General features: G+C 57.9%; 11 protein-coding genes. 3 read left to right on the top strand and 8 right to left on the bottom strand.

The features are described from left to right. Positions 1-114 precede the first annotated feature (114 nt). Positions 115-654 (top strand): hypothetical protein, encoded by a 540-nt coding sequence (locus JNB91_RS16060; protein WP_220326526.1) that lies wholly within the window; start codon positions 115-117, stop codon positions 652-654. Positions 655-794: 140 nt separating this feature from the next. On the opposite strand, the gene JNB91_RS16055 is transcribed toward JNB91_RS16060, so the two are convergent. From JNB91_RS16055 to JNB91_RS16025, 7 genes are all read right to left on the bottom strand, one after another. Further along, entirely contained in the window at positions 795-1,955 is a 1,161-nt protein-coding gene (locus JNB91_RS16055; protein WP_220326525.1) for a M20 aminoacylase family protein, read from the bottom strand. 387 nt (positions 1,956-2,342) lie between these two features. Further along, positions 2,343-3,581, bottom strand: a complete 1,239-nt coding sequence (locus tag JNB91_RS16050) for a CapA family protein (protein ID WP_220326524.1) — start codon at positions 3,579-3,581, stop codon at positions 2,343-2,345. Between the two features lie 91 nt (positions 3,582-3,672). Then, positions 3,673-5,355 (bottom strand): dipeptide ABC transporter ATP-binding protein, encoded by a 1,683-nt coding sequence (locus JNB91_RS16045; RefSeq protein ID WP_220326523.1) that lies wholly within the window; start codon positions 5,353-5,355, stop codon positions 3,673-3,675. A 1-nt stretch (position 5,356) separates the two neighbouring features. Continuing rightward, positions 5,357-6,211, bottom strand: a complete 855-nt coding sequence (locus JNB91_RS16040) for an ABC transporter permease (protein WP_223218205.1) — start codon at positions 6,209-6,211, stop codon at positions 5,357-5,359. Positions 6,212-6,237: 26 nt separating this feature from the next. Beyond that, positions 6,238-7,209: an ABC transporter permease gene (locus JNB91_RS16035; RefSeq protein WP_220326521.1), complete on the bottom strand. Its 972-nt coding sequence runs from the start codon at positions 7,207-7,209 to the stop codon at positions 6,238-6,240. A 10-nt stretch (positions 7,210-7,219) separates the two neighbouring features. Further along, positions 7,220-8,812: an ABC transporter substrate-binding protein gene (locus tag JNB91_RS16030; RefSeq protein ID WP_220326520.1), complete on the bottom strand. Its 1,593-nt coding sequence runs from the start codon at positions 8,810-8,812 to the stop codon at positions 7,220-7,222. A gap of 301 nt (positions 8,813-9,113) precedes the next feature. After that, on the bottom strand, positions 9,114-9,758 hold the full coding sequence (locus JNB91_RS16025; protein WP_220326519.1) for a hypothetical protein: 645 nt from the start codon (positions 9,756-9,758) through the stop codon (positions 9,114-9,116). Between the two features lie 134 nt (positions 9,759-9,892). On the opposite strand from JNB91_RS16025, the gene JNB91_RS16020 reads away from it, so the two are divergent. Together JNB91_RS16020 and JNB91_RS16015 are read left to right on the top strand one after the other, a co-directional pair. Next, positions 9,893-10,117 (top strand): helix-turn-helix domain-containing protein, encoded by a 225-nt coding sequence (locus tag JNB91_RS16020; protein WP_220326518.1) that lies wholly within the window; start codon positions 9,893-9,895, stop codon positions 10,115-10,117. Between the two features lie 38 nt (positions 10,118-10,155). Then, positions 10,156-10,602: a site-specific integrase gene (locus JNB91_RS16015; protein ID WP_220326517.1), complete on the top strand. Its 447-nt coding sequence runs from the start codon at positions 10,156-10,158 to the stop codon at positions 10,600-10,602. Positions 10,603-10,623: 21 nt separating this feature from the next. Here JNB91_RS16015 and glmS read toward each other — a convergent pair whose 3' ends face one another. Beyond that, entirely contained in the window at positions 10,624-12,450 is a 1,827-nt protein-coding gene (glmS, locus tag JNB91_RS16010; RefSeq protein WP_220326516.1) for a glutamine--fructose-6-phosphate transaminase (isomerizing), read from the bottom strand. Positions 12,451-12,604: the final 154 nt, after the last annotated feature.

The following is a 12,604-nucleotide window of genomic DNA, read 5'->3' as shown; positions in this document are numbered from 1 at the left end:
TTTCCTGTTGGTTTCCACGCAGAACTACCAAGGCCGCGATCTGCTAACAAGGTCAATGCCATCGAGAGCAGAATCGCTCCCCTCACTGATGCCGAGCGGCTTCGCTTCTCTGTCGTGAAGGTGTCAGCGGGGCAATGGGTAACGGACCTTCTCTGCAAGAAGGCCGCCGTTTTGGTCGGCGGCACCTCCGTTTTGCTACGTTTCATTGCCGCCGATCATGTCCTCGACATCGGCAGGCGGGAGGCCGTAATCGGTGTAAGAAACCGTCGCCCTGATCAGATGGGTCTCGCAGGTCGGCGTATCGGCCGAGTGCAGTTCGCGGTTTATGCGGTTGATAGCAATGTCGTGACTTGGGCTCGGGTGATGGGCACGACCCCTTCCGCACGCTGGCTTGGCGAGAGGCTTGGCGATAACCCTGCGATCGAGGTCACGAACTCGCGCAACGCGCTCGACCTTGCTTTGGCGGGCGCAGCGCGTGCCGTTCTGCCTACCTTCGTGGGTGATGCGCAAAAGGGGTTGCAACAGGTACAACCAACAATCGAGGTGCTGGAGCATGAACAATGGCTAGTCACACACGATGAGGATAGGTCTTTGCCAGAAGTCCGACACATGATCGAACGTATCTATGCGGTGCTAAGAGTGACCACCAAATGAGACGTTCCAATGTCGCGAATATACCAATTAATGCGACGTTTGTATCCCTGACTTTTGCGACGTCGCAGAATAGGGAGTTCTGCGGCAGCCGCAATGTCTCCTATTGGCGCGAACGGAAGACAACCTTCGGCCCAAACCGGTCATTCCAACGGCAGTCCCTGCTCCACAAGAGCCTTGAAATATGCCACTCCAAAAGGGATCGCTTCGTCGTTGAAGTCAAAGTGGGCATCGTGAACGGACGGTCCATCTCCGTTCCCTATGAGCATAAAGTTGCCGGGGCGAGCTTCGAGCATGAAAGCAAAATCCTCTGATCCCATCAGCGGCTCCATGGTCCCATTCACGTTCTTTGCACCGACGAGCGATTTCGCCACATTGACTGCAAAAGCAGTTTCATTCGAGTGGTTCACTGTTGGCGGAAACATCCGCTTGTATGTGACCATAGCCGTTGCGCCGTAGGCTTCTGCGACATGCGAGGCGATTTCAGTTATACGCTTTTCGATCAAATCGTGTGTTGCCGGATCAAAGGTTCTTGTCGTTCCCCCCATTTCAGCAGACTGGGGAATGACGTTTCCAGCCTTGCCGCCACTGATCCATCCGACAGTGACGACTGCGCATTGGCGCGGATGGACATTGCGCGATACGATTGTCTGAAGGGCCAGAAGGATATTTCCACCCACGACAAGTGGGTCAACACTGACATGCGGCGACGCGCCGTGTGCGCCTTTGCCTTCGATCTTTATCCTGAAGCCGTCTGCAGATGCCGCTAGGGGGCCACTCGCAGTAGTGAATTGGCCGATTGGCAATCCCGGCTCCGTATGCATGGCATAGACTTCGTTGATTTTGAAGCGATCCATTACACCGTCGTCAACCATTGCCTTGCCGCCACCACCACCTTCCTCTGCTGGCTGGAAGATGACTATCGCGGTGCCGTCGAACGCGCGTGTTCGCGCGAGAATACGTGCGGCACCCAAAAGCATTGCGGTATGTCCGTCATGGCCACAGGCATGCATGATTCCCCGATTGATCGATGCCCACTTTGCTCCGGTCTCCTCTTCGATTGGCAAGGCATCCATGTCAGCACGTAAGCCGATGACTTTTCCGCTGGTTTGCCGGTGTCCACGGATTACCCCAACGACCCCCGTCTTGCCGACACCTGTCACTACTTCATCACAGCCGAACTCCCTGAGCTTTGTTGCCACCAATCCGGCCGTTCTGTGGACTTCGAACTGAAGCTCAGGATGTGCGTGCAAATCACGTCGCCATTCGACAAAATCAGCGTATTCGGTATCTACCTCAGCCATAGGTTACTCCTCTCCCTCATTTCGGAAGGTCAGGCGAAAAGAGAATACGAGATTTCTGAGAAGGCACAACGACCGCTGTTGCGCCCAATGCTGCAGCGGTAGCTTTCGGAACGGCGCACAGGGCCCGGTCAACGTTCGAGGAAAACACCCTTACTGTAGACCCGAGCTTTTCACAGGAAGAACTCGCTCACCGGGCGGACATCCGACGAACTGTATAAGTTCACCGGAACGGTGCCAATCTTCGGCAACAATCGACATGGTCGACAGCTTGGCACGCATCCTCAACGTCAAAGCTGCAGACCTGTTGAAAACTGACAGCGGAGCTGGCGGACAGGAACCGAAAGCTCAAGCCGGAAAGCAGGCCGTACCGCTCCCTGGCGCCGACTATCAAGCAACATCGTAGAACCCGGCATTATCCGAGATCCTGATCTGCGTGCCGAATGCTGCGCACTGGCTTTGAAAACGTTGCAGGATCCGCTGGGCGTCCTCGCCGATGGCGATTTCGGGGGCGATGCGTTGATCGAGCGCTTCCTGCTTCAGCCCTTCGCTGCCACCAATGACAACCGGATGAAACTCCATTCCGGCGAGGGACCCGTTCTCATCGAAAGAGCAACGCCCGATCACGCTCTCCCAGATTTCGCGGGCGGTCCATTTGGACTTCCCGGGCCGAAGGTGGAAGATGAAGTTACCGAGGCTGTAGAAAATAGGCTTGCCCTTATAGATTTCGACCGGCTGAAGCACGGGAGCACCGTGGCTGACAAACATGGTGGCGCCGGCGTCAATGCAGCGCTTCGCGACCGATCCGACCCAGCCCGGCACCAGGTACCAGTCCGACGCCCAATGGTGGTGATGGAGATAGGCGATGACGTGGCATCCGTCTTCGGCCGCAGCGGTGATCGCGGCAAGGTTCCTTGCCAGATCCTGCTGATCGATCTTGACGTTTCGAGCGAACCCCTCGGAGCGTCTGTAAAGGCCCCGAGCAAGCGCAATCTCTGACACTTCATCGACGACGGGCTTGTCGTCGGGCTGGCTGTCATTGCCGAGATCCATCATCGTATAGCCGACCTTGTCTCGGATCGCGGCAATCTGTTGGAAGGCCTCATCATCCACATCGATGATCTGGCTCAGTTTCAGGCGGTTGACACCTGGCCGTTCAGGCCGGTCGGCGGATGCGTCCGAGGCGTACATGAAGTCTGGGCCAGGGCCACCATCCATGGCGACGAGAGCAACCTTGCGATCGCTGAACGAGCCCTTGCCGGAGCGAGCCGCAGCCGTCTGGTTCCGGCCTATGCCGGCATGCAGGAAGCCGCGGCGTTCGACCTCCTCAAGCGTCGAAAGGATGCCGGGCGAGCCCAGGTCGAATGCATGATTGTTCGAGAGGGAAAGACCGTGGAAGCCAAGCGCCTGAAGGGTATCGAGTACGACAGGCTGGCTGGCGCCGAAAAACGAGCCCTTAAGCGGCCACCCACCATGGCTGCCGAATATGGTGCTTTCAAAATTGGTGAAGGCGAAGTCGGATTTCGCGAGCGCCTCGCGTACGGCGTTGAACCCCGGCGTCTGAAGTGTGCGAATGTCGTGTTTGATAAGGGACTGGCCTGTTACGGCAACCGTGAAGATACTGGACATGATTGGGCTTTTCCTGCGTGGCAATCAGGCGTGAAACCTGCTGAAATGATCATTGAATATTCTTGGCATCGGATCGGGGGACGACCTTCCGTCAATGCGTAAACCGGCCGGGACGAGCGTCGATGAGACGTCGGGTGTATGGGTTTTGAGATTTGGAGAAGATGAAGTCGGCACTGCCGGCATCCTCGACGACACCGTCCTTGAAAATGTAGATTTCGCTGCAAAGGTCCTGCACCAGCGCGAGGTCATGAGAGATGAACAGCATCGAGACACCTCGCTCGCTGACGGTTTTCTTCAGCAGCCTTACGATGTCCGCCTGGACCGACACGTCCAGCGCCGAGGTCGGTTCATCAGCAACGATGATGCTGGGATTGGCGAGAAGTGCTCGGGCAATGCACACTCTCTGTTTCTGGCCCCCTGAAAGCTGATGCGGATAGCTCAGCAGCAGCGATCTTGGAAGCCCAAGGCGATCCATCATCTCGCCGACATCTTGTCGATCCGACGGTGTTTCCCGGCTTGCGAACCAGACGCTTTCCTCCAGGGCGGCACCAATCGACATGCGCGGATTGAGAGACATCGCCGGGTCTTGGAAGATCATTTGAACCTGACCGAGCAGCCCATTTTTCTTGCCGGCGAGAGAAATATCGAACTGCCTGCCATTAAGGTCGAGTGATCCTCGCCCGGCCGTTTCCAGCCCTGCAACGATGCGTCCCATTGTGCTCTTGCCGCTGCCGCTCTCACCCACGATGCCGGTTATGGAGCCGCGCGCGAGTTCGATGGAGACATCCCGAAGGGCGGGAGATTGTGGGCCACGCCGAAGCCAGGGGAAACTGTGACCGGCGTAGATTTTGGTGACATCCTTCACACGCAAGATCGGGTTCTGATCAAGCGTAGCCTGTGGCACTACCTTGGTTTGAGGATCGACCGAACGAGGCCCATCGGTGATCTGCGAATTGGCTGGAACGACACGCAGACGCGGAACTGCAGCGAGGAGGTCCTTCGTATACGCCTCGGCAGGCGTGTCGAGGATGGAGGATGTTGCTCCGTGTTCGACGACCTTGCCGTGACGCATCACCACGACCCTGTCGGCGATCTCCGAGATCACGCCCATATCGTGCGTGACCAGGATAAGGGAGACGCCTGTTTCGTCGGTCAGGTTTCGCAACAGGGCAAGGATCTGTTTTTGGACCGTCGCGTCGAGAGCTGAGGTTGGTTCATCCGCAACGATGATATCCGGCCTGCCGGCCAATGCGATGGCAATGACAATACGCTGTCGCTGACCACCAGAAAACTGGTGGGGGTAGTGACCGAAGCGTGTGGCCGGATCAGGGATCCCGACACGCTCCATGAGCTGGAGCGCCTGGCTCTTCGCCAGTCGCGATGTCACGGCATCGTCCAGCGCCTTTATCGTTTCGACGATTTGAGATCCGACACTCATCAGCGGGTCGAGGGAGGCTGTGTGATCCTGGAAAATCGCCGAGATCCGGCGCCCCCTCAACTCCATTCGCTGCTTGTCGCTGAGCTCATTGATCGCGCGTCCTTCGAACAGAATGCGTCCACCGGTCTGGCTAAATCCGGACGCAAGCAGGCCGAGGACCGCATTGCCGAGCGTCGATTTTCCAGCACCGGACTCGCCAATCAGTCCGAGTATCTCACCTCGTCTCAACTCGAGACTGACATCGCGTAGGATGGTCGTGGCCGCCGCGGCGCCCTGATGTTTGAGGGTGAGGTTTTCTACGAGGAGGAGGGGTTCGTGGTGTTCTTGCTGTTCCATATTAACGGCTCCGTGGATCGAGCCGCCGGCGCACATCCTCGCCGACGAAATTTATGCTTGCGATGAGGCCGAACAGAGCCAGACCGGGAAAGAGGCTGATCCAGTATTGTCCTGTAAGCAGATACTGAAACCCGTTGGCGACGGCGGAGCCGAGAGACGGCTTGTCGATCGGCACACCGAGTCCGAGAAACGAAAGCGTCGCTTCCAGCGCTACGGCATGACCGAGCTCGATCGGGACGAGGGTGATCGCGGGCGCAATACTGTTCGGAAGAAGATGGCGAAAGATGATACGCCGGGCCGGCAGGCGCAGGAGATGCGCCGCATCCAGGTATGACTTGCTCGCCTCGCTCATCGCCACGCCGCGTGTCACGCGAGCGTAGGTAGCCCATTGGACGATCACGAGCGCCAAGATGATGCGGTCGATACCCGGCCCGAGCGTCACGATGGCGATGAGGGCAACAAGGATGGTCGGCAGGCTGAGCTGCAGATCGACGATCCGCATGATCAAGGCGTCGCCCAACTTGCCCGCATAGGCTGCTGTCACTCCGGCAGTCACGCCGATGAACGCTGCGAGTGCCGTACTGGTGAAGGCAACGAAGAGGCTTATCCGCAATCCGTAAAGGACGGTGCTGAATATGTCGCGGCCCAGTCCGTCGGTTCCGAGCAGGTACGTGTAACCACCGCTGCCGGCGGTTCCCGGAGAAGACGAGGACTCCCAGGCATATATCTGCAACGGGTCATAGGGATTTTGGGGAGCGATCAGAGATCCCGCGACTGCCAGCACGACGTAGGCCATCAATATCAGCAGCGGCAGGCTGACGCGAGATCGGCCGGGGCGCTTCCAGAATGTGCGCATTGTATCTGTTTTCATAGGGATCCCTTTCAGGCGCTGTGGCGTGTTCGCGGATCGAGAACGACGTAAAACAGGTCCACGAGTGCGTTGAGGGCGACGAAGGCGATGGAGATGAAGGTAAGGGTCGCCATGACCACCGGTCGGTCGAGAAGCTGGATCGAATCGATCAGCAGTTTTCCGACGCCTGGCCAGTTGAAGATCGACTCCACCACCACTGCAAAGGCCAGCATTCCACCGAACTGCATGCCGATGATCGTGACGATCGGAATGCTGATATTCGGTAGCGTATGCCTGAACAGGATGCGGCGGGGCGAGAGACCTTTCGCCTGGCAAAACCGTGTGAAGTCCTGGGTTTCGACCTCAATCGTTCCGGATCGGGTCAGCCTTGCGATGAGTGCGATGTTGGGAAGTGCAAGTGCCAGCGCCGGAAGCGTCAGCTGCCTAAGCCCATCGAGGGTCAGGAAACTCCATTCGGTTCCAAGGAGCGTCCCTGTTGGTCCTCGGCCGCCTGACGGGAACCAGCCCGTCAGGATAGCGCCGATCAGGATGAGCATCATGCTCAGCCAGAAGGACGGTATGCTGAGTGCGATGACGCTTAACCGAAGGATCGCCCAATCCACCGGCTTGTCCTTCCGGCGGCCTGCAAGCAGGCCCAGCAGCACCCCTGTCGGAGCAGCGATCATCATCGCAACGATTGCGAGCTCGAGGGTTGCGGGGAGCTTGCCCATCACCAGCTGGAATGCCGGCAGGTGATAAATGTAGGAGGTCCCGAAATTCCCGGTCAAAACATTGCCGATGAACCGGAAATACTGATGCCAGACCGGTTGATCCAAACCGAGAGCCACGGTCGCTCTCCTGATATCCTCAGGAGTAGCGGCTTCGGCGTTGACAAGATTGAAAACCGGGTTGCCGACGCTGTGAATGCCGATGAAGCCGATTACGGACATGACGAGGAGGAGGAGGAAGGCTTGTGAAAGCCTTCCAATGATTGCTGATACCATGGTGTCGCCCTCACTCGGTCGGCGGGGCGGCCTGCATGGCCATTGTCCAGCCACGCGGGTGGACGGTATAGGAACCAACCTTCTGGCTATGCCCGACGATCAGATGGAAGTGATAGAGCGGAATAGTGGGATAGTCGGCCATGACGAATTCCGTCGCGCTGGCGAGGGCCTCGCTGCGGCCAGGTCCGTCCTCCATCGCCTTGGCTTTGATCAGCATCTGGTCGAAGGTCTTGTTTTCATAACGACCGTAATTCAGCGACCCGGTGCCCAGCGCTTCGTTTTGGGATGCGAGGACGCCATCGAGGCAAAGGGTGACAGCTTCTCCAGAGCAGCCGCCATACCAAAGAGGATACTCGCCACTTGAGCGCTTGGTCATGAAAACGGAGAATGGCGAAACGACAGGCTGTACCGTGACGCCGATACGAGCCCAGTTCTGGGCAACGGACTGAAGCGATTCCGCGTCGCCTGGATAGCGGCCGCCAGGCCCTGCCAGCACGACGTTAAAGCCTTCCGGATAGCCTGCTTCAGCAAGAAGGGCCTTCGCTCCGTCATAGTCCGGCGGCGTGACCTTGAGCTTGTCCGACGTTCCTGAAAGGCCCGGTGGGAATATCTGGGAAGCAGCCGTGCCGTAACCCGAGAGGATCTTTTCGGTTATGAATGGACGATCGGTCGCCATCGTCAAAGCCTGACGAACGCGGCTGTCGCGGAAGGGATTGGCGATTGTTTTGCCGGACTTGTCGGTGATGCCCGGATGCGTTTCGCTCGCGATATCGAATTGCAGGAAATTCGAACGCGATGCGCTGGTGCTCTCGATCTTGATGTTGCGCTGCTTGAGATTTTCGACATCGCGGGCAGGGATGTAATCGGCCAGATCGACATCACCCGTTGTAAGCGCCGCGACCCGGGCAGCCGGGTTTTCAATGACCCGGAACGTGACATCGGACCATGCCGGCGCCCCGCCCCAATAATCGGGATTGCTGGCAAGTGTCAGCCGCTCGCCGGACTGCCAGCCCGCGAATTTGTAGGGACCGGTGCCGTTCGGCTTCGCGCCCGAATTCAGTTCCTCGGAAGTCGCGAAACCACTAGTCTTGTGCGGCAGGATGAACAGCGTTGTCATCTGAAGAGGAAGGGTAGGGGCTTCTCCATCAGTTTCGATGACGATGATCATCGGGTCGGGAGCGGTCACAGACTTGATCGGCTTGGTGTAGGACTGGAAGCCGCCACTCGGGGGCTTCAAAAAGTCGCGGACTCGCTCGATCGAGTAAATGACATCCTGGGCGGTGAAGGGAGAACCATCATGGAACTTCACGCCCTCGCGCAGCTTGAATTCCCATTGCGTTGGGGCCAGCCGCTTCCAGGATACGGCGAGAGCAGGCTGCGGAGAGAGATGCTCGTCCTGCCTGACCAGGCGCTCATATATATGGGCGAGAAGCGCGTTGTTTTCGTTGAGATCGGCATAATGCGGATCGAGCGTCATCAGCTTTAGCTGTGTCCCGATACGCAATTCATCCGCCATCACCGTTGTTGCGGCAAGACCGGGGGAGAGCACGGTCGCGAGTGCCAGCGCGAGCAGAGGCTGGCGGAATTTTCGCATAAATTGCATTACTTAGTTCCCTTCGTTTTTTGATTTATTCAGCAGTCCTTCGACGCGAAGAGGATTTATCTCGACGCGCACGCCATCCTTGCCGCGACACGCGCTGATGGCGTCGCAGGTCAGGAATTCTCAATTATGAATTGCATGCTCGGCGGTGGCGCACTGCGCATTGTGCGTGGCGATGAGCATCAAATGCGGAAAGCTCGTCTAATTTTTACAGGTCGTCGATCAACCTCTGATTGGAGAAAACTGATGTGAATGCAAAGAGTGCCGGCCAAATCGGTCCTCGAGCTCTGATGGTCGACCTAAGTCAGCGATCACGACCGGGCAGGGAGAACACGCCGTTCATACCGAGGAGATTGACCAGCATCGCACTCAGCTGCGGCCAAAGAAACTCATTGCTATGAGATCGCGGCGCTCCGCGCTTGAGAATACAACGCAGTTTCGCAGAAGCGGCTGCCGTCAACATAGCCGGCGCTTCCGACAGCTCGGCGGCCAATCGCCCCTCAGCAATCGACCCTTCGCTTCCCGGTCGCTCGGCACGGTTATACGCGACCAAAACGTCCGCCGAATCTCGCCGCTGCCGCTTTATCAGACGTTCGCCAGCCGCATTGGCTCGCACATCTAAGAAATTTCCGCCGCTAGGCTTCCCTTGGATCTCATAGATGGAGGGTACGACGGCCACTCCACCGTAATCGGGAAGCTGGATCTCTACTCTTGCACCGGGGACCATGGTAAACAGCTTGGTCTCCAGGTCCTGTTGCTCAAGGCTTCTTTTGTCGAGATCCCGGAAAGCAAGCGACCAGGCATTCCACCTTATGAGAACAACGTTGCGCATGCCGGGGATCCGGCGTTCGTGATCCACGACATTCTTGGCCAGAAACCACTCTGTTGTTTGTAAAGGGTTTCTGCACGTGATTGCAGGCAAAGTTCTGCTATTCTCAGAATCAGCCATGATCCGAGCTCCAGACAGCTAGGGTTTGGTCAGGCTGTGAGAGGTGGTTGCAACACCCTTCACAGCCGGTTGGTCGAATTAAAGGTACAAGCTCAGAACCCGATGCGCAACAAAAATCAGTGCAGTGTGATGATATGAACGGCTTGCAGTGCAAACTTGCGCGTACGGCCGTTGGTTGGGGCGTTCGTGAACTCTCGAAAGCAGCCAAGGTATCTCAGCAGACCATCACCCGCCTAGAAAAGGGCGAACAGCTTCGTGAACCCACCCTAGCCAGGATAAAGAGTGCCCTAGAAGGAGCTGGCGTAGAGTTTATCGCTGCCAATGGCGGAGGTGTTGGGGTACGCCTCAGGGACCCTTAATGACGGCACGTGCCACTTTGAAAGGTCTCCCCTGTCATTTGAAGACATCCGGTGGGCCGTTCGGCGGCTGGCTTTGGACCATTCCCGCCGCCCGCATTAAGGGCAATGTCCTACATCGCGCTCCGCTCGGCCCAACGGCATTCGATATCCTGGAAAGGCAGCTCGACAAGTCGGAGACCTGCGGAGGACTGGTTCTCCCATCGCGCTCACGCAAGCCAATGACCGACATGGTGCTGACCAAGTACCTGCGCGACAAGAAGATCCTGAGCGACACCCCGGCCGCCTCGCCACCGCTCACGGCTTCCGCTCCAGTTTTCACGACTAGGCATCAGCATCCAAGAGCGGATATTCCGCGATATTGCGGAACGGGCGCTAGCGCATACGATCAAGAATGCGGTGGAGGCAACGTATCATCGGAGGGATTGTTGGAGCAGCGAAGGGCTATGATGCTGGAGTGGGAGCGGTATTGCCTGCAGGACGGTTGATGTGATTCTGGCTCGCGTGACTTACTCAACGGTAACTGACTTCGCCAGATTTCTAGGCTGATCGACGTCCGCACCGAGTATCGCAGCCGTGTGATAGGCAAGCAACTGGATCGGCAGCGAGAAGATCATCGGCGCGATGATCTCATCGACATTCGGCAGGGTGATCGTCGCCAAGGTTTCGAGCTTGGAAGCGGCTGCCCCCTTCTCATCCGTGATGAAGATGATCTTGCCGCCGCGGGCCGCCACTTCCTGCATATTCGACACGGTCTTTTCGAAGAACCGGTCATGCGGGGCAATCACGATCACCGGCATGTTTTCATCGATGAGAGCGATCGGCCCATGCTTCAACTCGCCAGCCGCATAGCCTTCGGCGTGGATGTAGGAAATTTCCTTGAGCTTCAGCGCGCCTTCCATGGCGAGCGGATAGCTGGTGCCGCGGCCGAGATAGAGCACGTCCTTGAAACGGGACAGATCGCGCGACAGGGCTTCGATCTGCGGCTGGATCTCGTTCAGCACGCGGCTCATGATCCGCGGCATTTCGGCCAGATGCTTGACCATCGCCTTCTCGTCAGCCTCGGAAACAGTGCCGCGCGCACGACCGGCTGCAATCGACAGCGAGGCCAGAACAGCCAGCTGGCAGGTAAACGCCTTGGTCGAGGCAACGCCGATCTCAGGCCCTGCGAGAATCGGGAAGATCGCGTCGGATTCCCGCGCAATCGTCGATTCGCGGACATTGACGATCGCGCCGATCTTCAGCCCTTCATCCTTCGAATAGCGCAGCGAGGCGAGCGTATCGGCGGTTTCGCCGGACTGCGAGATGAACAATGCCGCCTGCGTCGGCGACAGCGGCAGTTCGCGGTAGCGGAATTCGGAAGCCACATCGATTTCGACCGGCAAGCGGGCATAACGCTCAAACCAGTATTTGCCGACGAGACCGGCGAGATAGGCGGTGCCGCAGGCGGAGATCGCAAGGCCCGAAAGTTTTGAGAAATCGATCGCCTTGTCGGTCGCCTTCACCGTGTGGCTGGCGAAATCGACATAGTGACCGAGCGCGTGAGAAATGATCTCCGGCTGCTCGTAGATTTCCTTCTCCATAAAGTGGCGGTGATTGCCCTTGTCGACCATGAAGGCAGTGGCCTGGGAAATCTGGCTTTTGCGCGTGACCGGGCGGCCCTGGTAATCCATCACCTCGAGACGGTCATGGGTGATGATGGCGCAGTCGCCATCGACCAGATAGGTGATCTCGTTAGTGAACGGCGACAGCGCGATGGCGTCGGAGCCTAAGAACATCTCGCCCTTGCCGTGGCCGATCGCAAGCGGCGGTCCGAAACGGGCAGAAAGAATCGTGCCCGGATCATCCTGAAACATCACGACAAGCGCATAGGCACCGGAAACGCGGTTCAGCATGGCCAGCATCGCCTCGCGGTGGCCCAGGCCTTCGCGGGTGTATTTGGCCAAGAGATGGGCGACGACTTCCGTGTCCGTCTGGCTGGTGAAGACGGCGCCGTCTACGATCAGCTCGTCCTTCAGCTCGGAAAAGTTCTCGATGATGCCGTTATGGACGACGGCGACGCCTTCGACGAAATGCGGATGCGCATTTTCCTCGTTCGGCACGCCATGGGTCGCCCAGCGGGTGTGTGCGATACCGATCGTGCCCGGCAGCAGCTCGCCGGCGAGTTTCGATTCGAGATTGAACAGCTTGCCTTCGGCGCGGCGGCGATCGAGTTTACCCTCGTGGATCGTGGCGACACCGGCGGAATCATAACCGCGATATTCGAGCCTGCGCAGCGCATCCACCAGACGCGCAGCCACCGGCTCTCGACCGACGATACCAACAATTCCGCACATGTAAAAAAGCCTTTCTGCAATTCAGCTAGATGCACCTCCTAGACGAAGGCAAGACATAATCAATTGGAAATGTTGCTAAGCGCCCGGCGAGCCGTGGCAGCTAAGGAGTGGAGAGAAAACATTTTGTGTGAGATAGCCCGTAGATGCACTCGGT

The sequence above is a fragment of the Aliirhizobium wenxiniae genome, from assembly GCF_019511445.1.
In the GTDB taxonomy this organism is placed as follows: Bacteria; Pseudomonadota; Alphaproteobacteria; order Rhizobiales; family Rhizobiaceae; genus Neorhizobium; species Neorhizobium wenxiniae_A.
The sequence above is the reverse complement of the archived record's forward strand: the minus strand, read 5'-3'. Positions and strand labels throughout refer to the sequence as shown.

Excerpts from the sequence above, each read along its gene's own strand:
- JNB91_RS16045 (WP_220326523.1), bottom strand. The coding sequence starts at position 5,355 with ATGGAACAGCAAGAACACCACGAACCCCTCCTCCTCGTAGAAAACCTC.
- JNB91_RS16035 (WP_220326521.1), bottom strand. The coding sequence starts at position 7,209 with ATGGTATCAGCAATCATTGGAAGGCTTTCACAAGCCTTCCTCCTCCTC.
- JNB91_RS16020 (WP_220326518.1), top strand. The coding sequence starts at position 9,893 with ATGAACGGCTTGCAGTGCAAACTTGCGCGTACGGCCGTTGGTTGGGGC.
- JNB91_RS16055 (WP_220326525.1), bottom strand. The coding sequence starts at position 1,955 with ATGGCTGAGGTAGATACCGAATACGCTGATTTTGTCGAATGGCGACGT.
- glmS (WP_220326516.1), bottom strand. The coding sequence starts at position 12,450 with ATGTGCGGAATTGTTGGTATCGTCGGTCGAGAGCCGGTGGCTGCGCGT.
- JNB91_RS16040 (WP_223218205.1), bottom strand. The coding sequence starts at position 6,211 with ATGCGCACATTCTGGAAGCGCCCCGGCCGATCTCGCGTCAGCCTGCCG.
- JNB91_RS16030 (WP_220326520.1), bottom strand. The coding sequence starts at position 8,812 with ATGCAATTTATGCGAAAATTCCGCCAGCCTCTGCTCGCGCTGGCACTC.
- JNB91_RS16025 (WP_220326519.1), bottom strand. The coding sequence starts at position 9,758 with ATGGCTGATTCTGAGAATAGCAGAACTTTGCCTGCAATCACGTGCAGA.
- JNB91_RS16050 (WP_220326524.1), bottom strand. The coding sequence starts at position 3,581 with ATGTCCAGTATCTTCACGGTTGCCGTAACAGGCCAGTCCCTTATCAAA.